Source organism: Bradyrhizobium sp. 27S5 (assembly GCF_037217225.1).
GTDB classification, from domain to species: Bacteria; Pseudomonadota; Alphaproteobacteria; order Rhizobiales; family Xanthobacteraceae; genus Bradyrhizobium; species Bradyrhizobium septentrionale.
Window position 1 is genome coordinate 7,702,324 of the sequence record NZ_CP147714.1, and the last position, 23,726, is coordinate 7,726,049.

At 65.6% G+C, this 23,726-nt stretch carries 19 protein-coding genes; 8 read left to right on the forward strand and 11 right to left on the reverse strand.

Annotated elements, in window-relative coordinates:
* Nucleotides 1-61: 61 nt before the first annotated feature.
* A complete protein-coding gene (locus WDM24_RS36345) occupies nucleotides 62-859 on the reverse strand; it encodes an alpha/beta fold hydrolase (RefSeq protein WP_338829145.1) in 798 nt (265 codons plus the stop codon).
* A 143-nt stretch (nucleotides 860-1,002) separates the two neighbouring features.
* On the opposite strand from WDM24_RS36345, the gene WDM24_RS36350 reads away from it, so the two are divergent.
* The 3 genes from WDM24_RS36350 (at nucleotide 1,003) to WDM24_RS36360 (ending at nucleotide 4,627) form a co-directional block, all read left to right on the forward strand.
* Nucleotides 1,003-1,656: a GntR family transcriptional regulator gene (locus tag WDM24_RS36350; protein ID WP_338829146.1), complete on the forward strand. Its 654-nt coding sequence runs from the start codon at nucleotides 1,003-1,005 to the stop codon at nucleotides 1,654-1,656.
* The gene (locus tag WDM24_RS36355; RefSeq protein ID WP_338829147.1) at nucleotides 1,653-3,182 is read left to right on the forward strand and encodes an aldehyde dehydrogenase; all 1,530 of its coding nucleotides are present in this window, start codon (nucleotides 1,653-1,655) and stop codon (nucleotides 3,180-3,182) included. The genes WDM24_RS36350 and WDM24_RS36355 overlap by 4 nt, the downstream gene beginning before the upstream one ends.
* A gap of 77 nt (nucleotides 3,183-3,259) precedes the next feature.
* Nucleotides 3,260-4,627 carry an MFS transporter gene (locus tag WDM24_RS36360; protein WP_338829148.1) on the forward strand — a complete coding sequence of 456 codons (1,368 nt, stop codon included), beginning with the start codon at nucleotides 3,260-3,262 and terminating at the stop codon, nucleotides 4,625-4,627.
* Between the two features lie 205 nt (nucleotides 4,628-4,832).
* Here the strand turns inward: WDM24_RS36360 and WDM24_RS36365 are convergent, their stop codons facing one another.
* The 4 genes from WDM24_RS36365 to WDM24_RS36380 all read right to left on the reverse strand — a co-directional run bounded on the left by WDM24_RS36365 (nucleotide 4,833) and on the right by WDM24_RS36380 (nucleotide 7,325).
* Nucleotides 4,833-5,039 (reverse strand): hypothetical protein, encoded by a 207-nt coding sequence (locus WDM24_RS36365; RefSeq protein WP_338692240.1) that lies wholly within the window; start codon nucleotides 5,037-5,039, stop codon nucleotides 4,833-4,835.
* Between the two features lie 203 nt (nucleotides 5,040-5,242).
* A complete protein-coding gene (locus WDM24_RS36370) occupies nucleotides 5,243-5,887 on the reverse strand; it encodes a GNAT family N-acetyltransferase (protein ID WP_338829149.1) in 645 nt (214 codons plus the stop codon).
* A gap of 1 nt (nucleotide 5,888) precedes the next feature.
* Nucleotides 5,889-6,539 (reverse strand): 3-oxoacid CoA-transferase subunit B, encoded by a 651-nt coding sequence (locus WDM24_RS36375; protein WP_029085538.1) that lies wholly within the window; start codon nucleotides 6,537-6,539, stop codon nucleotides 5,889-5,891.
* Between the two features lie 78 nt (nucleotides 6,540-6,617).
* Nucleotides 6,618-7,325 carry a CoA transferase subunit A gene (locus WDM24_RS36380; RefSeq protein ID WP_021078522.1) on the reverse strand — a complete coding sequence of 236 codons (708 nt, stop codon included), beginning with the start codon at nucleotides 7,323-7,325 and terminating at the stop codon, nucleotides 6,618-6,620.
* Between the two features lie 243 nt (nucleotides 7,326-7,568).
* Here WDM24_RS36380 and WDM24_RS36385 point away from each other — a divergent pair, with 243 nt between their 5' ends.
* The 4 genes from WDM24_RS36385 (at nucleotide 7,569) to WDM24_RS36400 (ending at nucleotide 13,001) form a co-directional block, all read left to right on the forward strand.
* A complete protein-coding gene (locus tag WDM24_RS36385) occupies nucleotides 7,569-9,530 on the forward strand; it encodes an AsmA family protein (RefSeq protein ID WP_338829150.1) in 1,962 nt (653 codons plus the stop codon).
* A gap of 159 nt (nucleotides 9,531-9,689) precedes the next feature.
* A complete protein-coding gene (locus WDM24_RS36390) occupies nucleotides 9,690-11,075 on the forward strand; it encodes an ABC transporter substrate-binding protein (protein WP_338829151.1) in 1,386 nt (461 codons plus the stop codon).
* A gap of 208 nt (nucleotides 11,076-11,283) precedes the next feature.
* Nucleotides 11,284-12,153, forward strand: a complete 870-nt coding sequence (locus WDM24_RS36395; RefSeq protein ID WP_338692244.1) for a sugar ABC transporter permease — start codon at nucleotides 11,284-11,286, stop codon at nucleotides 12,151-12,153.
* Entirely contained in the window at nucleotides 12,150-13,001 is an 852-nt protein-coding gene (locus WDM24_RS36400) for a carbohydrate ABC transporter permease (protein ID WP_029085533.1), read from the forward strand. The genes WDM24_RS36395 and WDM24_RS36400 overlap by 4 nt, the downstream gene beginning before the upstream one ends.
* Nucleotides 13,002-13,005: 4 nt before the next feature.
* Here the strand turns inward: WDM24_RS36400 and WDM24_RS36405 are convergent, their stop codons facing one another.
* The 3 genes from WDM24_RS36405 to WDM24_RS36415 are packed head-to-tail and all read right to left on the reverse strand — an operon-like array spanning nucleotide 13,006 to nucleotide 15,832.
* Nucleotides 13,006-13,821 carry an ABC transporter permease gene (locus tag WDM24_RS36405; protein WP_338692245.1) on the reverse strand — a complete coding sequence of 272 codons (816 nt, stop codon included), beginning with the start codon at nucleotides 13,819-13,821 and terminating at the stop codon, nucleotides 13,006-13,008.
* Nucleotides 13,821-14,735, reverse strand: a complete 915-nt coding sequence (locus tag WDM24_RS36410; protein WP_166302768.1) for an ABC transporter permease — start codon at nucleotides 14,733-14,735, stop codon at nucleotides 13,821-13,823. Before WDM24_RS36410 ends, WDM24_RS36405 begins: the two co-directional genes overlap by 1 nt.
* The gene (locus WDM24_RS36415; protein WP_224742060.1) at nucleotides 14,732-15,832 is read right to left on the reverse strand and encodes an ABC transporter ATP-binding protein; all 1,101 of its coding nucleotides are present in this window, start codon (nucleotides 15,830-15,832) and stop codon (nucleotides 14,732-14,734) included. Before WDM24_RS36415 ends, WDM24_RS36410 begins: the two co-directional genes overlap by 4 nt.
* A 296-nt stretch (nucleotides 15,833-16,128) precedes the next feature.
* Here WDM24_RS36415 and WDM24_RS36420 point away from each other — a divergent pair, with 296 nt between their 5' ends.
* Nucleotides 16,129-17,358 (forward strand): tetratricopeptide repeat protein, encoded by a 1,230-nt coding sequence (locus WDM24_RS36420; protein WP_338832510.1) that lies wholly within the window; start codon nucleotides 16,129-16,131, stop codon nucleotides 17,356-17,358.
* Between the two features lie 234 nt (nucleotides 17,359-17,592).
* Here the strand turns inward: WDM24_RS36420 and WDM24_RS36425 are convergent, their stop codons facing one another.
* The 3 genes from WDM24_RS36425 to WDM24_RS36435 form a co-directional block, all read right to left on the reverse strand.
* Nucleotides 17,593-19,059, reverse strand: coding sequence for a glycerol-3-phosphate dehydrogenase (locus WDM24_RS36425; RefSeq protein WP_338829152.1), 1,467 nt, complete (start codon nucleotides 19,057-19,059; stop codon nucleotides 17,593-17,595).
* 57 nt (nucleotides 19,060-19,116) lie between these two features.
* On the reverse strand, nucleotides 19,117-20,685 hold the full coding sequence (locus WDM24_RS36430; RefSeq protein ID WP_338829153.1) for an ABC-F family ATP-binding cassette domain-containing protein: 1,569 nt from the start codon (nucleotides 20,683-20,685) through the stop codon (nucleotides 19,117-19,119).
* A 305-nt stretch (nucleotides 20,686-20,990) separates the two neighbouring features.
* Nucleotides 20,991-23,678, reverse strand: coding sequence for a sensor domain-containing protein (locus WDM24_RS36435; RefSeq protein ID WP_338832511.1), 2,688 nt, complete (start codon nucleotides 23,676-23,678; stop codon nucleotides 20,991-20,993).
* Between the last annotated feature and the right edge of the window lie 48 nt (nucleotides 23,679-23,726).

Here is a 23,726-nt window from a genome sequence, read left to right on the forward strand (position 1 = left end):
TAGCTGGGCGTTCTGCCCAAATTGTCGGCAGGCCGCCGCGCGGGCGCGAGCGGCGGCGCGGTCACGCAGTGGGCGCAGCATGCTTGATCGCGAGAAAATCGCCGATCGTATCGAGGAACAGTTTTGGCGATTGCAGCTGCGGGACGTGCGCACATCCCGGAACGACCCTGAGCTCGGCCCGCGGCAGTCCGGCGGCCAATTCGTATGACATCGGCGGCGGCGTCGCCTCGTCGTATTCGCCGACCACCACAAGTGCCGGGACGGTCACGCGGCCGAGTTCGGCACGAAGATCGAGGCTCGCCAGCGCATCGCAGGCCGCGCAGAACACGTCGGGATCGGTGCGCAGGAAAGCCTCGCGGCGATCCTGCATCAGCGCCGGATGCTGTGCCTGGAAATCCGATGCGAACAGCCGGCGCATCGCAACGTCGGTGATCGCGGCGAGCCCCTTCTCGCGGGAGACCCTTGCCATGGTGCGAAACGCCTCGCGGCCCGGCTCGGAGAACGCAGCTCCGGTGTCGGCGAGGATCAGCCGGCTCACGAGCGCCGGGTGGCGGATCGCCATCTGCAGCGCGACGAACCCGCCATAGCCATTGCCAAGCACGATCGCCGGCATGCCATCAGCCGCATCGTGCACCGCCTCCGCCATCCGGTCGGCGATGGCAGCAAGGCCGCCTTCGACGGCGTCCGATCGGCCAAACCCCGGCAGTTCCGGCACGATGGTCCGAAACGACCGGGCAAGCTCCGGCACGATCGCATCGAAGCTCGCGCGGTCCGACAGCAGGGAGTGAAACAGGAGCAGCGGCGGCCCCTCGCCCGACTGGGCTGCGTTGACGGTGCGGTTGGCGAAAAGCCTGTCCATTGCCGGTCTCTTTCCAAATCGGGCCGAGGGCCTCGAGGCCCCTTTCGCGACGATTAATAAATCAAATCGGGCTGATTTCAAGCATTTTAGACTTGACGTGATATTTTACAGATTGCAATTTAATAGCAGGAGTCTTGAGAAGAATGATCCTTTTGCGCGACAATATCTACGAAAACCTGCGGTCTGATATTTTATCATGCCACTTCGCGCCGGGTGATGAAATGCGGGAGCAGGAACTGGCGGAGCGGTACGCCGTCAGCCGCCAACCGGTCCGGGACGCCCTGCTGCGGCTCGAGCGCGAGCATCTGGTGACGGTGCAGCCCCGCCAGGGCTACCGGGTCAATCCGATCTCGCTGTCCGACGCGCGAGACCTGCTGCGCTTTCGCCTAGCGCTCGAGCCGGCCTGCGTCGCCGAAGCGATCGAGAGTGCGCCAGACAGCATCCTGAAATCCCTCGATGAATTCCGCCGCTTCTCCGGCAGCCATGAGGACTTCATCGCCTACAATCGCGGCTTCCACTCCGCGCTGGCGCACGCATCGGGCAACCGCCGGATGGCGGCGACGCTCTGCGACCTGATCGGTCAGGCCGACCGGCTGGTGCGCGTCAGCGTCTCCAACCTGAAGGGCCACGATCCGGCGAAGCTCGTGGCCGAACACGTCGCCCTGATCGACGCCATGCAGCAGCGCGAGGCCCGCACCGCGGCCCGCATCATCAAGGCGCACATCGCCGCCACCGAAAAGCGGGTCCTGCCGGCGCTCAAGCGCAACGCCGTCATCGTCGAAGAGAGGTCATCATGAATATTCCGTCGAAGCCCGCGACGATCGAGGTCGAGATCCACGGCAATTTCATCGACGGACGCGAGGTCGAGGCCGGAAGCGGCGAGCTGCTGGACGTCCGTAATCCCGCGACCGGCGACGTCATCGCCCGGATCCCGAATTCGACCGCTGAAGACATCGACCGCGCGATGAAGAGCGCGCGCGCGGCGTTCGAAGGCGAGGCATGGGGCGGAATGGATACCCGCGCGCGTGCCCGGCTCGTCAACAGGCTCGCCGACGCGTTCGAAGCCAATCTCGATACGCTGTACCGGCTGGAGACGTTGAACAACGGACGGCCCGTCAACGAGACCCGCGCGCAGCTGTCGCGGCTGCCGGATTTCTTCCGCTATTTCGCTGGCGTGGCGCTGTCGCGTCGCGATTCCGTGATCCCGGTCGAAGGCTCCTATCTGAACTACACGCTGCGCACGCCGATCGGAATCGTCGCCAACTGCACGCCGTTCAATCATCCGCTGATGATCCTGTGCAAGTCGCTTGCCGTGGTGCTGGCGACCGGCTGCGTCACCGTGGTCAAACCGTCGGAATACACGCCACTGACGACGCTGAAGCTCGCCCAGATCTTCAGCGAGGCGGGCTTGCCTCCCGGCGTCTTCAACATCGTGCTTGGGTTGGGCCATAGCGCGGGCAAGATGCTGGCCGAGCACGGCGACATCAACAAGCTCGTGCTGACCGGCGGCACCGAGGCGGGCCGCATCGCGGGCAGCGCCGCGGCGAAGGTGTTCGCGCACCAGACCATGGAGCTCGGCGGCAAGACGCCGGTGATGATATTCGATGATTTCGACGTCGATCGCGCCGTCAACTACGCCGCATTCGGCGCCTTCATCGGCGCCGGACAGACCTGCGTTTGCGCGTCGCGCCACATCGTGCAGGCCTCGATCTACGACGAGTTCGTCGAAAAGCTGAAGGCCAAGACCCGCACCATCCGCATTGGCGATCCCTTCGATCCGAACACCCAGCTTGGGCCCGTGATCTCGGCGCGGCAGCGCGACCGCGTGCTCACCTATGCGCGCTATGGCCATGAAGACGGCGCGCGGCTGCTCACCGGCGGCGTCGCCGCCAAGGTCGCGGGTCACGACAACGGCTATTTCGTCGAGCCGACGGTGTTCGCAGACGTCAAATCCGACATGCGGATTTTCCAGGAGGAGGTGTTCGGTCCCTTCACCTCGGTGACGCCGTTCGAGGACGAGGCCGACGCGCTCCGGCTCGCCAACGACTCGCCGTTTGGCCTCGCCGCCGCGATTCGCACCCGCGACGTCGCGCGCGCCCATCGCGTCGCCGCCGCGGTCAAGGCCGGCATCGTCTGGATCAACGACCACCACCGGCTCGATCCGGCCTCGCCCTGGGGCGGCGTCGACGATTCCGGCATTGGCCGCGAATGCGGCACCGAGAGTTTTGACGACCATTTCAACACCAAGAGCGTGATGGTCGCGACCCACGAACAGCCGTTCGATTGGTACCGCGACACGGCCAGCCAGCGCCGTTTGAACTAGCCACAGTCAGGCAAGCGGCAACCGCCCCACAGATGGCGGGCCGCATCCACGAGGAAACAGTCAAGGGGAGAGCGTACATGTCGACATCGGTCAACGCGGGGAGCCGTCTCGATCGGCTGCCGATCGGACCATTCCATCGCCGCATCATGATCCTGATCGGGATCGGGATGTTCTTCGACGGCTTCGACATCTACATCGCCGGCACCGTGCTCGGCGTGACGCTGAAGACCGGGTTCTCGACGCTCGCCGAGAACGCCGCATTCATCTCCGCAACCTTCGTCGGCATGATGCTCGGATCGTTCGGCACCGGATTCCTCGGCGACCGTTACGGGCGGCGCTTCACCTACCAGTTCAATTTGCTGCTTTTTGGCATCGCGTCTCTGGCGGCGGCGTTTGCGCCGAGCATGGCTTTCCTGATTGCCTGCCGTTTCGTGATGGGCGTCGGTCTCGGCGCCGAGAACGTCGTCGGCTATTCCACGATGACCGAGTTCGTGCCGGCGCGCAGCCGCGGCAAATGGCTCGGCTTCACCGCCGTCTGCGTCGTGACCGGCCTGCCGGTGGCGCTGTTGGTGGCGTCCGTCGTCGTCCCGCTGTTTGGCTGGCGCGCGATGTTCGTGATGGGCGGCGTTGGCGCCTTGATCGTGTGGTACCTGCGCAAGTCGCTGCCGGAATCGCCGCGCTGGCTTGAGGCGGTGGGACGCACCGCCGAGGCCGAGGCGCTGATGCAGTCGATCGAGAAGGAGGCAGCGCAAGGCCGCCCCTTGCCGGCCCCGGCCGCGGCAACGAAGGCGCCGGTGTCGCCCGATCTCGCCACCCTGTTCACCGCGCCGCTGCTGTCGCGCATGATCGTCGGCTCGATCTGCCTGATCACCATCAATACGCTGCTCTACGGCTTCGTGACCTGGCTGCCGGTGTTCTTCATCAAGCAGGGCCTCTCGGTCGCGACCTCGTTCGGCTACTCGCTGCTGATGGCGCTCGGCGCGCCGATCGGCTCGGCGATCGGCGCCCTCACCGCCGACCGCTGGGGCCGCAAGCCCACGATCATCGGCGCGTCGCTGATCACGATCATCCTCGGCGTGATCTATCCGATGATCTCGGATCCATTCCTGCTGCCGGCGGTCGGCTTCGCGCTGACCGTGCCTATCTATGTTTTGGTCGCGCTGTTGTTCGGCATCTATATTCCCGAACTGTTCCCGACCGAGGTGCGGCTGCGGGCGTCCGGTATCGTCAATACGCTCGGCCGCGGCGCCACCATCGTGACGCCGTTCCTGGTCGTGATGCTGTTCGAAGCGCGCGGCGTCGCCGGTGTGATGGCTCTGATGATCGGGCTGCTCGTCGTGCAGATCATCACGGTGTGGGCGCTCGGCATCGAGCCGCGGCACCGCAGCCTCGAGGAGCTCAAGGGCGAGGAAGCGCCATCCGCGGTCCCGCAGGAAGCGTCGTGAAACGGTGGGTGCTCCTGCAGCCCACCGCATGATCGTCAAGCATTCCGGCGCCAGACCATGATCCGGAAAAGTGCGAAGCGGTTTTCCGAAAAGATCATGCTCAGACAAAGAGCGAAAGCGCGATGACGATTCAACCCAATCTCATCGCGCTTTAGGCCGGAATGCTTGAACCGAGATTACGCGCGACGAGCAATGCCGTATCGCTCTACGGCTTGATCTCCAGCGTTTGGCGTTTGCCGGCAGCGACGGAGAACGGCTTTTCCACCTTCTGGCCGTCGGCATAGGTCGCGACCGCGACGTTATCGCCGGCGCCGAGCGCGACATTGACGGCTGCGTCATAGGTCACCGAGACGCGCTTGCGCTCGTCATTGATGTCACGCTCGGTCGCGAGAATGCGAAGTTGCGTCCTCATCAACACCTGTCATCGCCCGGTTCGACCGGGCGATCCAGTACGCCGCGGCCTCTCGGCTCATGCAGCGGCGTCTCTGGAATACTGGATCACCCGCTTTCGCGGGTGATGACACTGAACAGGCTGTTTGACATGTGAATCGGAATCCCATTGTCGTCCTGGCGAAAGCCAGGACGACGGCGGTGTGTGTGGCCGCGCGCCGCCCCTCACATCCCGCGCGCAAATCTGCGGAAGCCCGGCGCGCCGGTCAGTGCCTCGAATGCGGTGTCGCGCTTCTCTTCGGCGAAGGAAAAACCGGCCTGGGCGTAGCAGCGCTCGGCCGCTTCGTTGCCGATCACGAACGAGATCGACGCCTGCCCAAAGCCCGCGGCCTTGCCGTCGGCGAGTGCGCGCCCGATCAAGGCCTGCACCAGGCCGCCGCCACGATGCGACGCTTCGGTTGCGACATGCTCGATCAGCCAGTCGCCCTCGTCGCCCTGAACCCAGCAATTGCGGGCATAACCGCCGCGCGCGACGATGGCGGCCGGATCGGCCCCGATCTGTGGCGCCACCTCCTCGATCGCGGCGCGGGCTGCGACGACGGTGCCGGAGGCGGGCAGCGCGCACAGCGCGGCGGCCGGCACGCCATCGACCTCGGCGATCAGGAAATGGGCGACGTGGTACCATGACCGCACCCGCGCAATGGCGAGCCGCGCCATGAAGTCGAGGCATTCCGGTTCGGGACGATCCAGCGCGATGTCGGTCCAGCCGCGCGACAACGGGCCGCGCTGCGCGGCCAGCACGATGCGGGCGATGAAGCCGGCGTCGGCGGATCGTGCGGGACGGATCGAGGATCGTCCCGCGCCGATCATCTCAGGTGTTCTTCAACGCGACGCGGAATTCGGCCTCGGTCTTGGCCTTGACCTCGTCGAGCGTGACGCCGTCGGCGAGCTCGATCAGCGCCATGCCGTCCTTGCCGTGCTTGTCGATGGTGAACACCGCAAGATCGGTGACCACCATGTCGACCACGCGCTCGCCGGTCAGCGGCAGGTTGCACTGCTTGAGCAGCTTCGCGCCGTCCTTGGCGGAATGCTCCATCACGACGACGACGCGCTTGACGCCGGCGACGAGGTCCATGGCACCGCCCATGCCCTTCACCATCTTGCCGGGGATCATCCAGTTGGCGAGGTCGCCATTCTGCGCCACCTGCATGGCGCCGAGGATCGACAAGTCGATATGGCCGCCGCGCACCATGCCGAAGGATTCGGCCGAGGAGAAATAGCTGGTCGAGGGCAGCTCGCTCACCGTCTGCTTGCCGGCGTTGATGAGGTCGGCGTCAACCTCGTCCTCATAGGGGAACGGGCCCATGCCGAGCATGCCGTTCTCGCTCTGCAGGCTGACGTCGATGCCGTCGGGGATGAAGTTCGAGACCAGCGTCGGAATGCCGATGCCGAGATTGACGTAATAGCCGTCGCGCAACTCCTTGGCGGCGCGGGCGGCCATCTGTTCACGGGTCCAGGCCATGAGGCTCTCCTGAAGAGTTATGTCTTAGTTGCGCATGATCTTGTCGGAAAACCGGTTCCCGCTTTTCCGGATCATGCGTTAGGCTGCGGGACGCGGGCGGGTGTTGCGGAATTCGATCCGCTTCTTGCCGGTCCCGACCTCGATGATGCGTTTGACGAAGATGCCGGGGGTGTGGATGTGGTCCGGGTCGATCTCGCCGGCCGGAACCAGATGCTCGACCTCGGCGACGGTGACCTTGGCGGCGGTCGCCATCATCGGGTTAAAGTTGCGCGCGGTCTTGCGGTAGACCAAATTGCCGGCGGTGTCGCCCTTCCAGGCGTGAACGATGGCGACGTCGGCGAACAGGCCGCGCTCCATGATGTACTTCTCGCCGTCGAATTCCTTCACTTCCTTGCCTTCGGCGATCAGCGTGCCGACGCCGGTCTTGGTGTAGAAGGCCGGGATGCCGGCGCCGCCGGCGCGGATGCGCTCGGCCAGCGTGCCCTGCGGATTGAACTCGAGCTCGAGCTCGCCGGCGAGATATTGCTGGGCGAACAGCTTGTTCTCGCCGACATAGGACGAGATCATCTTCTTGATCTGGCGTGTTTCCAGCAGCCGGCTGAGGCCGATGCCGTCGACGCCGGCATTGTTGGAGACGACCGTCAGCCCCTTCACGCCGGAGTCGCGGATCGCGTCCGACAGGGTTTCGGCAATGCCGCAGAGGCCGAAGCCCCCCGACATGATCATGATGCCGTCCTTGAGGAGACCATCGAGTGCCGATTTGGCGTCGGGATAAACCTTGTTCATGCAGCAAATACCTGATGGAGGGCGCGGAACGGCTGTGACCAGCGGATTATTAGGCGGAATCTTCGCAGCGCGTCAATCACGGCCCGTACGGCGACCGGCGGCCGCCCGCGGCAGCAACATGGCCTTGAAAGCGACAAGAAAACCCTTCAAGTTGCGTGGGTTGGCACCGGCTACCACTGCGCAGCCGGCAGTGTTCGACGGCGACCCGACAAAACTCAACCCGACCCGGATATGTCATTGACGATGGCCCAAGGAATTAAGCGCCTGGGGATGCCGATCGCGGCTCTTTTAGGCTTGGCGCTCGTCGGGCTGGTGGGAACGTCGTGGTTCCTCAACCGGGACGCGCTGCAGCGCGCGGTGGAAGCGCAGATTCGCGCCCTGACCGGGCTCGAACTGGTGGTCAACGGCCCGATCGATGTTTCGGTGTTTCCGGGCAGTTACGTCTCCTTTCATAATGTCGGACTGAAGGGCGCCGACACCATCGGTCCCGCCCTGCAGGTCGATGTGCTGACCGCCAATCTGCGCCTGCTGCCGCTGTTGCTGCGGCGGTTTGAGATTGCCGACGTCATGATGCTGCGCCCGCATATCCGTGTGGTCCGCGACGGCGCCGGCGAGAGCAACTGGACACCGTTCGTCGAGACCATCGCCAAGGCGATGACGCCCGGCGCCGAGAACCAGGTGTCGTTCTCCGAAATCCGGATCCAGGACGGCGAGCTGAATTACCAGGATGGGACCAACAACATCTCCGAGCAACTCGGCGATATCGATCTTTCGTTGGCTTGGCCCTCCATATCGCGATCCTTTGCCGCAACCGGCCAGTTCGACTGGCGCGGCGAGCGCGTCGACGGCTCGATCAGCGCCAGCGATTTCGTCGCGCTGCTGTCGGGCGACCGTTCCGGCCTCAAGGCCCGGCTCGCCAGCGCGCCGCTGAAGGTCGCATTCGACGGAATCGTTGCCAACCGCACCAGCCTGATGATGGAAGGCGTCGCCACCATGGACTCACCGTCGCTGCGCAACGCGTTGCGCTGGATGGGGCAGGCGCCGCCCGGCGGCGGTGGCGGGTTCGGCCGCTTCGCCCTGAAGGCCCGCGCCAATGTGGTCGGCGGCTCGGTCGCGCTCACCAATGTCAATGTCGAGCTCGACGGCAATGTCGCTGAGGGCGTGATGACCTATGCCAATAACGGCCGGCAGACGCTGCAGGCGACGCTTGCCGCCGGCAATCTCGATTTCACGCCCTACATTTCGACGTTCCGCCTTCTGGCCAGCGGCCAGCGCGACTGGAACAGGCAGCTGTTCGACCTGACCTCGCTGTCATCGACCGATCTCGACATGCGCCTGTCGGCCGCCAAGGTGACGGTCGGCCCGTCCAAGCTCGGCCGCACCGCGTTCGGCGCCAATCTGCGCGGCGGCGCGCTCGCACTCAGCGTCGGCGAGGCGCAGATGTATGGCGGCATCGCCAAGGGCTCGTTCGCGATCGCGCGCTCGGATGCGGTCGCCGACGTCAGGGCCCAGTTCCAGTTCACCGATGTCGACTTGCAGGCCTGCGCCAGCGAATTGTTCGGCATCAACAAGCTGTCCGGCCGCGGCAACCTCAACGTCTCGCTGACCGCCTCCGGCTCGAGCCCGTTCGGGCTTGCCTCATCGCTGGACGGCACCGCCACGCTGAACGGGCATGACGGCGCCATCGCCGGCTTCAATGTCGAGCAGCTGTTGAAGCGGCTGGAGAAGCGGCCGCTGTCCGGCGGCGGCAATTTCCGCTCCGGCTCGACGCCCTATGACAATCTCAGCATCTCGGTGAAATTCGCCGACGGCGTCGCCACCGCTGATGACATCCGGGTCGAGAGCCCCACCGCGAAGATCACGCTGACCGGCACCGCATCGGTGCCGTCGCGCGAATACGATCTCAAGGGCGTCGCCAGCCTGACCTCGACATCCGCCGGCGGCAACGCATTCGATCTGCCGTTCGTGATCCAGGGCCCGTGGGACGATCCGCTGATCTTCCCCGATCCGGAAAGCCTGATCCGCCGCTCGCCCGCATCCGCCCCGCTGCTCGATGCGGTGAAGGATCGCAAGACCCGCGACGCGGTGCGCTCGGTGATCGAGCGCTTCACCGGCGGTACCGCGCGGCAGCCGGCGGCGGATGCTGCGACCGGCGCGCCCGCCGGCGCACCGGCGACGGCAGCCGACAATGCGAAGTCGAACTGATCGATCCATTCACTTTCCGCATCGATGCACCGGGACTGATCCACGCCCTGCCGCGAGCCCCCTACAGAAGTCGTCGATGCGACATCTTTATCAGGTCACGGGCATGCGCTAGTGTTTTATCCAACCGGTTAAAAAACCGGCGCCATGAGGGAGAACAACGTGAGATCCAAGGTTATCGGTGCGCTATCACTCGCGGTCGCTGCGGTCGGTCTGTTCGCGGCCACGGCACCTGCTTTGGCCCAGGGCAAGACCATCACGGTCTGGTGGGGCAAGGGATTCTACAAGTCCGAAGACGACGCACTGCTCGAGACGATCAAGAAATTCGAAGCCAAGACCGGCATCAAGGTCGAACTGTCGCAATACGCGATCCAGGACATGATTCCGAAGACGGTCGCCGCGCTCGATTCTGGCACCGTGCCCGACGTCGCCTATTCCGACACTTACGATGTGCAGGCGCAGGGCAAGTGGACCTTCGAGGGCAAGCTCGAGGACCTCTCCGACATCATGCTGCCGATGAAGGACGCGTTCGCGCCGAACACGCTGGAAGCGGCCCTGCTCTACAATGACGTCACCAAGAAGAAATCCTATTACGGCTTCCCGCTGAAGCAGCAGAGCATGCACGTGCAGATCTGGGGCGACATGCTGGACAAGGCCGGCTTCAAGGCCGCCGACATCCCGACCAAGTGGGAGGATTACTGGACGTTCTGGTGCGACAAGGTGCAGCCGGCGATCCGCAAGGCGACCGGCCAGCGCACCTACGGCGTCGGCCAGCCGATGGGCGTGGAATCCACCGACTCGTTCCAGTCGTTCTACACCTTCATGGACGCCTATCACGTCAAGCTGGTCGACGACGATGGCAAGCTCCTGGTCGACGATCCCAAGGTGCGCGACGGTCTGATCCACGCGCTGAAGGATTACACCGACACCTACATCAAGGGCTGCACGCCGCCCTCCTCGACGACCTGGAAGGACCCCGACAACAACGTCGCCTTCCACAACAAGACGATCGTGATGACCCACAATTTCACGATCTCGATCGCGGCGAAGTGGTTCGAGGACTCCACCAACCCGGCGCTGACCGACGCGCAGCGCGCCGCCGGCAAGCAGGCCTATGAGCAGGACATCATCACGGCGTCCTTCCCGAAGGCGCCGGACGGCTCGACCATCAAGTACCGCTCCGACGTCAAGACCGGGCTGATCTTCGCCAACGCCAAGAACAAGGCTGAGGGCAAGCAGTTCATCGCGTTCCTGATGCAGGAAGACAATGTGCGGCCCTATGTCGAGGGCGCGCTTGGCCGCTGGTTCCCGGTGACCAAGGCAAGCCAGGCCAGCCCGTTCTGGCAGGCCGACCGGCATCGCAAGGCGGTGTGGAATCAGTTCACCGGCGGCACCGCGCCGTTCGACTTTACCAAGAACTGGAAGTTCACCATCCTGAACAACGAGAACGTTTGGGCCAAGGCCATGAATCGCGTGGTCAGCGAGAAGGTGCCGGTCGACAAGGCCGTCGACGAACTGATCGCCCGCATCAAGCAGGTCGCGGGTTGAGGCAGTGACGCCAACCGCTACCAAGCTGTCTCCGCGTCGTCCCGGCGAAAGCCGGGACCCATACGCCGAGGCAGTCATTTGGGAGCAGGCTGGTCGACGGCTTTCGCGCAACGGCTGGGCCCTGTGATTATGGGTCCCGGCTCCGTGCGCAACTGCGCACTAGGCCGGGACGACGACGTAGGCGATATCTCGTTCTTAGAGTAACCATATGGCGATCACACTCTCCGCATCCGACGTCCCCTCGCCGCCACTGTCGGCGCGGCTGTCGCCGCCGCAGATCTGGGGCATCGCGCTGCTCGCGCCCTATCTGCTCGTCTTCCTCGCCTTCGTGGTCTATCCGGTCTGCTACGGCCTGTGGCTGGCGCGCCATCCGTCGAGCTATGTCGCGCTCTATCACGACCCGATCTTCGCGCGTGCCGCCGTCAATACGCTGATCTTCCTGGTCATCGGCATCAACATCAAGATGCTGATCGCGCTGTTCCTGTCCGGTTTCTTCGCCCAGCAGCGGCCGTGGATCAGGTGGCTGTCGGTGATCTTCATCCTGCCCTGGGCGGTGCCGTCGATCCCGACCATTCTCTCCGTGCGCTTCATGCTCAATCCGGAATGGGGCGTGGTCAACCAGCTGATCTTCAAGTTCACCGGCGACGACGGCCCGAACTGGCTGAACGATCCAGCGGTCGCGCTCGCGATGGCGATCGGGGTGCACATCTGGAAGTCGCTGCCGTTCTGGACGCTGATCCTGCTGACCGGCCGGCTCGCCATCTCGCACGATCTGTACGAGGCATCCGACGTCGACGGCGCCAATTGGTGGCAGAAATTCCGCTACATCACCTGGCCCTCGATGCAGACGCTCTACATCACCTGCACGCTCCTCTCGATGATCTGGACGCTGGGCGACTTCAACAGCGTTTATCTGCTCACCGGCGGCGGGCCCGCCGACCTCACCCACGTGCTGTCGACGCTCGGCATCCGCTATCTCAGGCTCGACCAGCTCTCGCTGGCGATGGCCTCGATCGTCTGCGCGATGCCGTTCGTGCTGCCGCTGGTCTATTACATGATGAAACGGTTGTCGCGATGAAGCTGCCCACCCTCCGCGAAGTCGGCACCGAGGCCAAGCTGCTGTTGATCGGCATCCCGGTCTTCATCTGGACCATGATCCCGATCTACCACATGTTCGTGTTCGCGATCTCGCCGAAGGAGGACGCGTTCGCCGGCAAGCTGTGGCCGGCGCATCCGACGTTCCACAATTTCTCGATCGTGTTCCACCAGCAGCATTACTTCCTGCGCGACTTCTGGATCCAGTTCTGGAATTCGACCGTGATTGCGCTCGCGGTCGGCGCACTGACGCTGTTCGTCGCCACCGCCGCCGCCTTCTCGATTTCGCGGCTGCGCGTGCCGGGCGGCCGCGCGGTGATGAACCTGGCGCTGTTCACCTATTTCATCCCGGCGGCGTTCCTCGCCGTGCCGATGTACCGCACCATGGGCACCTACGGCCTGCTCAACAATCACTGGTCGCTGATTCTGGCGATGGTGACGATCGCCGCGCCCTACGCGATCTGGGTCTTGAAACAGGCCTCCGACAAGCTGCCGGTCGAGCTCGACGAGGCCGCGACGATGGACGGCGCCACCACGCTGCAGCTGTTCCGCCTGGTCTACGTGCCCTTGATGATGCCCTCGCTGGTCGCGGTCGGCACCTATGCGATCCTGCTCGCCTGGAACGAATATCTCTACGCGTTCCTCTTGCTGTCGAAGGACACCGACATCACCCTGCCGGTCGCGCTCGGCAACTTCCTCGCCGCCGACGATTCGCCGTGGGAGCTTCTGATGACCACCGGCTTCATCTACGCGCTGCCGCCGGCCGCGGTCTATTACGCCTTCAAGCGCTACATGGTGGGCGGGCTGACGGCAGGCGCCGTCAAGTCGTGACGCCTCACAGCGGCGCGGCGCTCTCGCCGCGCGCGCTCGACAGTTTCGAGGCGAACGAGGCGATCACGATGATCGCGGCAATCAGCGCGATCACCAGCGTGCAGATCGCGTTAATCTCGGGCTTCACGCCGAGCCGCACTTCCGAATAGATCCGGATCGGCAGCGTTGCCGAGCCGGGACCGGTGGTGAAGCTCGCGATCACGACGTCGTCGAGCGACAGCGTGAAGGCGAGCATCCAGCCGGCCACGATCGCCGGCACGATCAGCGGCAGCGTCACCAAGAGGAACGCGCGCACCGGATCGCAGCCGAGGTCCATCGCGGCTTCCTCCAGGCTGCGGTCGAGCGCGGTCAGGCGCGACTGTACCACGACGGTGACGAAGCACATCGTCAGCGTGGTATGGGCGATCGTGACGGTCCAGAAGCCGCGCTCGGCGTTGAGCGCCACGAACAGCAACAGCAGCGACAGGCCGGAGATCACCTCCGGCATGACCAGCGGCGAATACAGCATGCCGGAAAACAGCGCCCGGCCGCGGAACCGTTCGCCCCGCGCCAGCCCGATCGCCGCCAGCGTACCCAGCAATGTCGCCAGCGACGCCGACACCGCGGCGACCGACAGGCTCATCCAGGCCGCCTCCAGCATGGCGCGGTCGCTGAAGAACTCGTGGTACCAGCGCAGCGACCAGCCGCCCCACACCGTCACCAGCCGCGAGGCGTTGAACGAGTAGATCACGAGGATGACGATCGGCAGATAGAGGAACGCCAGCCCGAGCGCCAGCGACGTCATGTTGAACCGCGTCAGCCTGGTGACGGTGCCTGCCATCAGCGGTTGCTCTCGAGCTGGCGGCGCTGCAGGCGGTCGTAGAGCACGAGCGGTGGCACCAGCAAAAGCAGCAGCGCGACCGCCGCGGCGGAGGCCACCGGCCAGTCCTTGTTGGTGAAGAACTCGAGCCACAGCGTCTGCCCGATCATCAGCGAATTGGAACCGGCGAGCAGATCGGGGATCACGAACTCCCCAATAATGGGAATGAAGCAGAGCAGCGCGCCGGCGCCGACGCCCGGCAGCGACAGCGGGAACGTCACCAGCCAGAACGCCTGCCGCGGCGAGGCGCCGAGATCACCGGCGGCCTCCAGCAGCGACGCATCCATCTTCGACAGCGTGGCATAGAGCGGCAGGATCATGAACGGCAGATAGGAATAGACGATGCCGAGATACATCGCGCTGTCGGTCGACAGCCAGACCACCGGCGCGGACACGATATGCAGCGCCAGCAGGATCTGGTTGAGCAGACCGTCATGCTGCAGGATGTTGATCCAGGCATAGATGCGGATCAAAAACGAGGTCCAGAACGGCACGATGACCAGCATCATCGCCACGCCCTGCCAGCGCTGCGGCAGCCGCGCCATGCCATACGCGATGGGGTAGCCGATCACGAGCAGGATCAGCGTCGAGGTCACTGCGACGACGAGGCTGCGCAAATAGGACAGGATGTACAGATTGTCCTGCAGCAGCAGGCGGAAATTGTCGAACGACAATTGCGCGAACGCGGCGGCCAGCGCCGCGGGGCCCTCGGTGAAATCGAACACCGGCGTATAGGGCGGCTGCGCGATCGCGGTCTGCGACAGGCTGATCTTCAGCACGAAGCCGAACGGCACCAGGAAGAACAGCACCATCCAGAGATAGGGCGCGATTGCGGCAAGCCGCGCCGGCCGGGCGAAGATGCGGCGCGCGCTCATTGCTCGAGCACCAGGCAATCGTCGGCGGTGAACCACGCCACCACGCGCTGGCCGGCGAGATAGGCATCGACATCGAGCCGCGCTGTATTGGCCATCGACGAGCGCACCACCGCGCCCGTCTCCAGCTTCACCCGATAGCTCGTCACGCCACCGAGATAGTTGACGTCAACGACGACGCCCTCCAGCCGGTTGATCGCGTGAGAGCCGCCCTCATCCGTTGCTGGCGCGCGGCGCGACAGCTTCACCTTCTCGGGACGGATCGCGACGCTGACGGCCTCCTTGGTCACCGGCGGCCACAGCTCGCTGACCACGAGCCGGCCCGCCTCCGCGGTCGAGACCGTCAGGCGGCCATGCTCGCGGGCGGCGACCTGGCCGTCGAACAAATTGATGTCGCCGACGAACTCGGCGATCCAGCGCGAGGCCGGCGCCTCATAGAGATTGCGCGGGGTGGCGACCTGGACCAGACGGCCGGCATCCATCACGCCGATCCGGCCCGCCATCGTCATCGCCTCTTCCTGATCGTGGGTGACGATGATGAAGGTCATGCCGAGCCTGCGCTGCAGCTCCATCAGCTCTCCTTGCGTGCTTTCGCGCAGCTTCTTGTCGAGCGCGGCGAGCGGTTCGTCGAGCAGCAGCACCTGAGGGCGCCGCGCCAGCGAGCGCGCCAGCGCGACGCGCTGCCGCTGTCCGCCGGAGAGCTGGTCCGGCTTGCGCCTCTCGAGCCCCTCGAGCTTGACGAGCGCCATCATCTCCGCAACACGGGCCGCGATGTCGCGACGCGCCATGCCGGCGCGCTTCAGCCCGAACGCGATATTGTCGCGCACCGACAGATGCGGGAACAGCGCATAGTTCTGGAACATCATGTTGACGGGCCGCTCGTGCGGCAGCACCTGGGCGATGTCATTGCCGCCGAGCAGGATACGGCCCTCGTCCGGCGTCTCGAAGCCCGCGAGCATGCGGAGCAGCGTGGTCTTGCCGCAGCCGCTCGGGCCGAGCAGCGCGAAGAACTCGCCGGCGCGGATATCGAGCGAGAGCTGGTCGACCGCACGGAAATTGCCGAACGATTTGGCGACGCCCTCGATCCGCAGCAGCGGCATGTCCGAGACGGCCGGTTCAGGCAACGGCTTTGCCGCCTCCGCACTCGCTTCGCCTGATGTCACGTCCACCAGCCCCGATTCCCCGTAGGGTCCAATCCCGGCCGCAAGCTAGCGGCGGATCGCTGCCGGCTCAACCGCCTCACGGACATCTCCCGCAATATTGTCGGCTCCCATGCCTCTGCTAAACTTCGTAGTCAAATTCGGGAGGACAACCGATGATTCACGACCGTTATGGCCTGCCATTGACCACCGCTTCGGACCGCGCCGCCGCATATTATGTCGACGGCGTCGATCGCATGCTGGCGGCACTGCACGGCGCCGATGCGGCGTTCGATGCGGCGATCGCCGAGGACCCCGACTTCGCGTCGGCCCATATCGGGCGCGCCCGCGTGCACCAGCTGAACATGGAGGGGACCGCGGCCCGCGCCAAGGCCGCCGATGCAAGGCAGCTGGCCGCGGCCGCGAGCCCGCGCGAGCGCCGGCATATCGACATCATCGCCTCCGTGATCGAGGGCCAGGGCAAGAAGGCGATGACATCAGCCGAGCAGCATCTCACCGAATATCCGCGCGATGCGCAGGTGCTGTCTCTGCTGCTCGGCGCCTTCGGCCTCTATGCCTTCTCCGGCCGGCCCGACCACGACGCCGCGCGGCTTGCCATCTGCGAACGCTACGTCAGCGACTATGGCAATGACTGGTGGTTCCTGACCTATCTCGGCTGGTCGAAGACCGAGGCCGGCGATGTCGTCTCGGGCCGCGCCGTCACCGAGCGCGGCTATGCGCTGAAGCCGGAAAACGCCGGCGCCGCGCACGCCGTGGCCCATGCGCTGTTCGAACAGGGGGACGCAGCGGAAGGCCGTAGCTTCCTCTCCAGCTGGCTGCCGGCGAATGATCGCACCAGCTTCCTGCAGGGCCATCTCGCCTGGCACCTTGCCCTGATCGCGATCGAGGAAGGCGACGCCGACGGTGCGCTCGCCATCTACGAGCAGCACATCAAGCCGGCTGGCCGGCCCTATCCGCCGCTCAATATCTACACCGACACGGCCTCGCTGCTGTGGCGGCTGTCGGTCGCCGGCAAGACCGGCCTCGAGTCGCACTGGAAGGATGTCGCCGCCTATGGCGAGGGATATTTCCCGAAGGCCGGCGCGCATTTCGCCGATGTGCACCACGCGCTGGTCTCGGTCACGACCAACAATGACGCGCTCGAGGCGCGGCTGGCCGAGATGGCGGCGCGCGACGCCGACGGCAAACTGGCGCCCGGGCCTGCCGCGATCGGGCTCGGCCGGGGTGTCGCAGCCTTCGCCGCCGGCGACCATGAAAATGCCGTGCGCATCCTGGCGCCGTTGATGCCCGAGCTGGTGCGGATCGGCGGCAGCCATGCGCAACGCGAATTGTGGGAGGACACCTTCATCGTCGCGTGCCTGCGTGCCGGTCAGGGCCGGCAAGCGACAGGCCTGATCTCGGAGCGGCTGCATCGCCGCCCGTCCCAGCGCGACCTCGCATGGGCGCAGGAGGCGGCAAGGCAATAGCCGCTGTTGCGGTTGGTGACTGTCTGGTCGCCTGTTCCCGGATTTCGCTGCGCTCCATTCGGGCTACGCTGTCGCGCCGGCCGGGAGCTGTTCTCCTTCCCCCCGAAAGGGGGAAGGTCGGGATGGGGGTCGGCCACAAGCGACACCGGTTGTCACTGAGGCAGGATTCCCACCCGCTTTGCTCTGGCGAGCAAAGCGACCTCCCCTTTGCAAGGGGAGGTTTGAGAGTTGCGCTCAATCCACCTTCGCCATGAACGCCGCGAGCGCGTCGCGATCGGCTGGCGCCATGGTCAGCCCGAGCTTCGAGCGCCGCCACAGCACATCGTCGGGAAAGCGCGCCCATTCCTTGCGCATGAGGTAGCGCACCTCCGCGCCGGTGAGCTCAGCACCGAAGGCCGGGCCGAGATCGGCCTTGTCCCTGGCATCTCCGAGAACGTCCTTGACGTTCAACCCATAGGCGGCCACCAGCCGCCGCGCCTGTGCCTCGCCGAGAAAGCGCCAGCGGTCGCGGGCGATGTCGACCTCGGTCTCAAAGCGTTGCCAGACGAATTCGCCGCCCGGCAGCGGCGCGGTCGCGGTCCAGCGCGGCGTCATCGGATAGAACCGCGTGAACTCGGAGACCGCCCGCTCGGCGCGGCGCCGCGAGGTGGTGACGTCGCCGCCGAAGATCGTGAGCAGCGGCGCCTTGCCGCGCCTGAGATCGAGCGACGCGGCCCCGTCGCTGGCGCGCCGGTGCGCTGACGCGACAACGGAGTTGGCGCCGGAGACCGTTCGCAGCACATCGACCGGCGCGATCTGTTCGCGAAAGTAGCGATTGGCTGCGTCGCAGAGATAGGCCACCTCTCGCACGCCCATCGCGACAATAGCCGGATCCCCCTTGAAGGGATGGCTGACGCTGCCGATCAGGGTGAAGTCGCGCTCATAGGGACTGGCGAAGATCCGTTGCCCGTCGCTGTTCTGGAACGCATAGACGTTGTCGCAGTCGAACAGGCGGCGCACCACGATCTGGGAGATCTGCACCGTCGCAAGCGGTGGCGCCGGCACGCGCAACACGGTGTCGGCGACGGAAGCGGTCCAGGCGCCGGTCGCGTTGACCAGCGACCGCGCCGTGATCACCCGGCGATAGCCGCGGTCGATCGCGACCAGCCGCCAGGTCTCGCCACGCTCGGCCCGGGTCAGGCGCGCGCCGCTGCGGATATCGGCGCCGCGCGCCGCGGCATCGACGGCGGTGAGCACCACGAGCCGGGAATCGTCAACGACGCAATCGGAATACTCGAACGCGGTTCCGAACGGCCGCTTCAGCGCATTGCCAACCGGATGATGGGTGACGTCGAGCGTCGCCGAGCGCGGCAGGCCGCTGCGCGAGGCGAGACGCTCGTAGAGCAGCAGCAACGACCGCAATTGCCACAGCGGCCGCTCCTCGGCATGCGCCGGGATCGCGAAGCGCGCCGGCCGCACCAGATGCGGCGCAATGCGCAGCAACACGTCGCGTTCCCTGAGCGCGCGACGGACGCGGAAGAACTCGCGCCGCTCCAGCCCCGCGAGATCGCCGTGGACCAGCCGCGGCGAGGCCTGCGACGCGCCGGAGCCGAGATCGCCCTGCTCCAGCAGGATCACGCGCAGGCCGCGGCCGGCCGCATCACGCGCAATGCTCGTGCCGTTCAGGCCACCGCCGACGATCGCGAGATCATAGTCCGCCATGCGCAACGCCCATCGCACTTCAATGCGAACGGAGTATGTGCTCGCACAAAAAAGGCGTCAGCTTGCGCCGACCGAGGCGAAGAAGTGTTCGGGGCGATCGACCTCGATCAGCTTCTTGCCTTCGATCACCCAGAACCGGTTGGCGACCGTCCGCACGAACTGGCGGTCGTGCGACACTAGGAGGCAGCTGGCCTGCTGTTCCATCAGTTCGTCCTCCAGCGTCTCCTGGCCCTCGATGTCGAGGTGGCTGGTCGGCTCGTCGAGCAGATAGAAGTTCGGCTGAGTGAGCCGCAGCACCAGCATGCCGAGGCGCGCCTTCTGCCCGCCCGATAGCCGCCCGATCGGACGGCTTTGCATCTCGATCGAGAGCCCGGCGCCGGCGAGCAGACCGCGTGCACGCTGGTCGCCAACCTCGAAGCGCCGCGTCAGCATGCGCATCGGCGTGTCGCTAACGACGAGATCGGCCAGCACCTGGTCGCAATAGCCGAGCACGAGCGACTCCGTGGCACGAATCTCGGCGATTGCCACCTCGGAGGTCTCGATCGCCAGCCGCAACGCCGCGACGAACCTGGTCTTGCCCGCGCCGTTCGGTCCGAGCAGCGCGATGCGATCGCCTTTGCAGATGAACTGCTGCCCGGTCCGGAACAGCGGCCTGCCGTCGGGCGCGGCGATCATGGCGTTATTCAGCCTGATCAGCACCTTGGCATGGGTGTCGCGGTTGGCGAGCCGGATGGTTCCGGCCGACCGTTCCAGATGCGCCGGCTTCGCCGTCTCCTCCAGTCTCTCGGCGCGCTGCTTCAGTTGCTTGGTCTTTGACAGCAGAAGGTCGCTGCCCGAATTGATGCCGAGGTTGTTCAGCTTCGCGGCCTGCTGCCGCAGCTGCCGCACGGTCTTCATGTCGCGCTGAAAGCGCCGCTCGTCCGAGGCATCGAATTCGTCGAGCGCGGCGCGCGCCGGCGTGTAGGGCAACGAGAACAGCTGCGACCGCTCCGGGCGCAGGAACAGCGTCCGGTTGGTGGTCGCATCGAGAAAGGCGCGGTCGTGGCTTGCGATCACCACCGGCATCTCGCGCGGCAGCGTGTTCAGCCAAGCCTCGAGCCGGCCGATCTTGGCGAGGTCGAGATGGTTGGTCGGCTCGTCGAGCAGCAGCACATCCGGCTCGGTCACCAGCACGCGGGCGAGCAGCGCAAGCCGCAGCCAGCCGCCGCTCAGTTGCTTCAGCGGCCTCGCCCACAGCTCCTCGGGCACGTCGAGCGACTGCAAGGCGACATCGACCCGCCAGCCCTCGCCCGCGCGTTGCTCGGCGGGCAGCGCCCCAAGCACTGCGACATGGAACGGCGCATCCAATAGCCTTGCCGGCGCATCCTGCTCGACATGGCCGATGGTCAGTCCGCGCGCGCGGGTGATATCGCCCTCGTTGGGCTCCATCGTGTCAGCGATACAGCGCAGCAGCGTGGATTTGCCGCGGCCGTTGGCGGCCACCAGCCCGATCCGGTCACCGGCATTGACGACAAAATTCAGTTCGGAAAACAGCGGCGCGTTCAGCGTCACGCCGAGATTGCGTACATTGATGAGGGTCACGGTCAATTCTCTGGTCTTGCCGGCAATCACGACATCCGGAGGCATCCAGCCATCATCGGATGTGCGTGTCGAAGCGCGGCGAGGGATTCAAGTGCAGGCGCAAACGTTCAAACGTTCGACGCCGCACGGCCACGAAGGGCAGACCAGAGATTTTACGCGAGTTTCCGGTCAGCCCTGCAAACGCATTTGCAGGGCGTTGACGGGGCCACGCTTGAGGTGGGGATCGATGAATGTCGCCACGACGCAGCCCTCCTTTCTCGGCTCGAGTGTTGTGATGGCCCAAGATGTAGCCGGGCATGCATCGGATGGCAAGCAGCGCCGGCCGGTCGGGTCCGACGGTTCAGGCCCGCCTACCCGGCCTTGCGCACGGATTCCGCAAGATGGTCGCCGCCGACCAGCGCGGCAAATTGGCCGATCGGGGCCGGCCTGCCGATCAGATAGCCCTGCACCGCGTCGCAGCCTTCTTCCGACAGGAAGAGGAGCTGCGCCTCGGTCTCGACGCCTTCGGCGACGATCGACATTTCGAGGCCGTGGCCGAGATCGATGACCGCGCGGACGATCGCGGCCGATTGCGGATTGCGGCCGAGATTGATGACGAAGGCGTGGTCGATCTTGATCTTGTCGAACGGGAACGCCTGCAGGTAGCTCAGCGAGGAGTAGCCGCTGCCGAAATCGTCCATCGAGATGCGGACACCGAGCGCCTTCAGCCGCCGCAGCAGCGACAGGCCGCGGTCGAAATCCTCGATCAGCACGCCTTCCGTGATTTCGAGCTCGAGCCGGTCGGGCGTCAGCCCGGTCTCGAGCAGGATCGAATGGACGAGGCCGACGAGGTCGCCATGGGTGAATTGTGCCGGCGACAGGTTGACCGCGACCTGCAGCGGAGCCGCCCAGGAGGCCGCTTCCCGGCAGGCTTCGCGCAGGATCCATTCGCCCATCTCGACGATCAGGCCGCTTTCTTCCGCGAGCGGAATGAAGTCGCTGGGCGGCACGAAGCCGCGCACCGGATGGTGCCAGCGCGCCAGCGCCTCAAAGCCGATGATCTCGCTGCCCGCAACGCTCGCGCCAGTAGCCGCTTGCGGCTGGTAGTAGAGCGACAATTCGCCGTTCTTGATCGCGACCGACAGCTCCTGGTGCAACACCCGGCGATCGCGAATCTGCTGATCCATCTCCGGCTCGAAGATCGAGATCGTACCGCGCGATTTCGCCTTGGCGCGGAACAGCGCCGCGCCGGAATTGGCCAGCAGCGAGGCAGCGTCGGATCCGTTGTGCGGAAACACCGCGATGCCGGTGGTGAGGCCGGTGCGCACCGACTTGCCATCGATCGCAAAATCCTCCGCGAGGGCCTCGGCGGCCTGCTCGGCCAGCGCAATGCCGGCGGCAGGCTGCTTGCCGTCGATGATGAGGCCGAATTCGTCGCCGGACAGGCGTGCGACCACGCCGCCGCGCGCCGCGCTTTGCAGGCGTTGCGCGACCTCGATCAGCACCTTGTCGCCCATCGCATGGCCGTAGACGTCGTTGATCTCCTTCAGCCCGTCGAGGTCGACGCAGAGCACCGCGAACTCCTCGTCGGTGCCGGCGCAGGCCTCGATCATCTGGGTCAGCGCCTGCAGGAAGGCGGCGCGGTTCGGCAGATCGGTCAGGCCGTCGTGGTAGGCCATGTGCGCCATGCGCGACTCGGTCTGGCGCCGGTCGGTGACGTCCTCATGGGTCTTGATCAGATATTGCGGCTCGCCGACATCGTCGAGCACGGTCATGCGGCGGGTCAGGAACAGCCGCAGGCCGTCCTTGGTCGAGATCGGGTGCTCCTCGGCGATCATGCTGCGCTTCCTGATCGCGGCCTCGTCGCGGGCGACGATCAGCTTGGCTTCGCGCGCGTTGAAGATGTCGGACGCGGTCAGGCCGGCGGCGTCCTCGCGGCGGCGATTGAGGATCGTCTCGGCGCTGCGGTTGGCCAAGAGATAGCGGCCGTCGCTGACGCGCTGGACGATCAGCGAGACCGGGATGTTGTCGACCACCAGCTCGAGGAATTTCTTGTTGTTCTCGAGCTCGCGCGACAGCGAGCGGCGGTCGGTGACGTCCTCGAACAGCGCGATCAGGAATTCCGGTTCGCCGGCCTCGTTGCGGGCGATCACCCGGTTCGAGGCCAGGATGCGCTTCTCCGAACCGCGTTCCACGAAGAATTCGCTGCGGTGATAGCCTTCCGGCGCGTTCAGCGCCGCACGGTCGGCGGTGTCGATGCTGACCGCGGTCTCGGAACGGAAGATCTCGTCGGCGCGCTTGCCCACGATGTGCTCGCGCGAGAAACGCGAGAAGCGCTCGAATGCGCGGTTGGCGAAGATGTAGCGGCCGTCCTCGATGTTCTTGGCCGCAACGCAGACCGGAACGTTGTCGAGCACCGATTCCAGGAATTGCGTGGTCGAGGCGAGCTTGCGCGACAGCTTGCGCTGGTCGGTGCAATCGAGATGGGTCGCGACCGAGCCGCCGTTCGGCAGCGGAAAATATCTCACCAGCACCGACCTGCCGCCGGGCAGTTCGGTGACCAGCCCCTCCGGTGCGGCTGCCCTGGCGAAGAAATCCCCGGCGCTGATGTCGAGCACGCCGCGGCTGCGGCGCAGCTCCAGCAGCTCGGTGCCGGTCATGTTGCGGCGGATATCGGCGCGCGACAGGCCATAGATCTCCAGATAGCGGTCGTTGCAGAACACGATGCGCGCGCGCGCATCCGTCATCACGACGCCCTGGTTCAGATGGTTGAGCGCCGACGAGACGAAGGCGTTGCGCCGCAGCTGCGCGCGCTTGGCCTTGCGCAGGGCCGAGAGGATCCAGAGCCCGACCGCACCGAAGAAGGACGCGACCACCACGCTGCCGATCAAAAGCTCCCAGACCACGCCGGGGTCGAGGTCACCGAGATAGGTCAACGGCGCGAATGCGCCGGTGCCGGCTCGGGCTGAAGCGCACGGCGCGACGGCGGCAATCAGGCAAAGCACGGCCGTTGCCGGAATCGAATTCTTCCCGCCCGCCTGCCACTTCCTGTGAGCCATCATTCACCCGCGGATTTCCGGTGCGAGTGTCCGGCTCCGGCGGTTTGG

Excerpts from the sequence above, each read along its gene's own strand:
- WDM24_RS36345 (WP_338829145.1), bottom strand. The coding sequence starts at position 859 with ATGGACAGGCTTTTCGCCAACCGCACCGTCAACGCAGCCCAGTCGGGC.
- WDM24_RS36350 (WP_338829146.1), top strand. The coding sequence starts at position 1,003 with ATGATCCTTTTGCGCGACAATATCTACGAAAACCTGCGGTCTGATATT.
- WDM24_RS36355 (WP_338829147.1), top strand. The coding sequence starts at position 1,653 with ATGAATATTCCGTCGAAGCCCGCGACGATCGAGGTCGAGATCCACGGC.
- WDM24_RS36360 (WP_338829148.1), top strand. The coding sequence starts at position 3,260 with ATGTCGACATCGGTCAACGCGGGGAGCCGTCTCGATCGGCTGCCGATC.
- WDM24_RS36365 (WP_338692240.1), bottom strand. The coding sequence starts at position 5,039 with ATGAGGACGCAACTTCGCATTCTCGCGACCGAGCGTGACATCAATGAC.
- WDM24_RS36370 (WP_338829149.1), bottom strand. The coding sequence starts at position 5,887 with ATGATCGGCGCGGGACGATCCTCGATCCGTCCCGCACGATCCGCCGAC.
- WDM24_RS36375 (WP_029085538.1), bottom strand. The coding sequence starts at position 6,539 with ATGGCCTGGACCCGTGAACAGATGGCCGCCCGCGCCGCCAAGGAGTTG.
- WDM24_RS36380 (WP_021078522.1), bottom strand. The coding sequence starts at position 7,325 with ATGAACAAGGTTTATCCCGACGCCAAATCGGCACTCGATGGTCTCCTC.
- WDM24_RS36385 (WP_338829150.1), top strand. The coding sequence starts at position 7,569 with ATGGCCCAAGGAATTAAGCGCCTGGGGATGCCGATCGCGGCTCTTTTA.
- WDM24_RS36395 (WP_338692244.1), top strand. The coding sequence starts at position 11,284 with ATGGCGATCACACTCTCCGCATCCGACGTCCCCTCGCCGCCACTGTCG.
- WDM24_RS36400 (WP_029085533.1), top strand. The coding sequence starts at position 12,150 with ATGAAGCTGCCCACCCTCCGCGAAGTCGGCACCGAGGCCAAGCTGCTG.
- WDM24_RS36405 (WP_338692245.1), bottom strand. The coding sequence starts at position 13,821 with ATGGCAGGCACCGTCACCAGGCTGACGCGGTTCAACATGACGTCGCTG.
- WDM24_RS36410 (WP_166302768.1), bottom strand. The coding sequence starts at position 14,735 with ATGAGCGCGCGCCGCATCTTCGCCCGGCCGGCGCGGCTTGCCGCAATC.
- WDM24_RS36415 (WP_224742060.1), bottom strand. The coding sequence starts at position 15,832 with ATGCCGCTGCTGCGGATCGAGGGCGTCGCCAAATCGTTCGGCAATTTC.
- WDM24_RS36420 (WP_338832510.1), top strand. The coding sequence starts at position 16,129 with ATGCTGGCGGCACTGCACGGCGCCGATGCGGCGTTCGATGCGGCGATC.
- WDM24_RS36425 (WP_338829152.1), bottom strand. The coding sequence starts at position 19,059 with ATGGCGGACTATGATCTCGCGATCGTCGGCGGTGGCCTGAACGGCACG.
- WDM24_RS36430 (WP_338829153.1), bottom strand. The coding sequence starts at position 20,685 with ATGCCTCCGGATGTCGTGATTGCCGGCAAGACCAGAGAATTGACCGTG.
- WDM24_RS36435 (WP_338832511.1), bottom strand. The coding sequence starts at position 23,678 with ATGGCTCACAGGAAGTGGCAGGCGGGCGGGAAGAATTCGATTCCGGCA.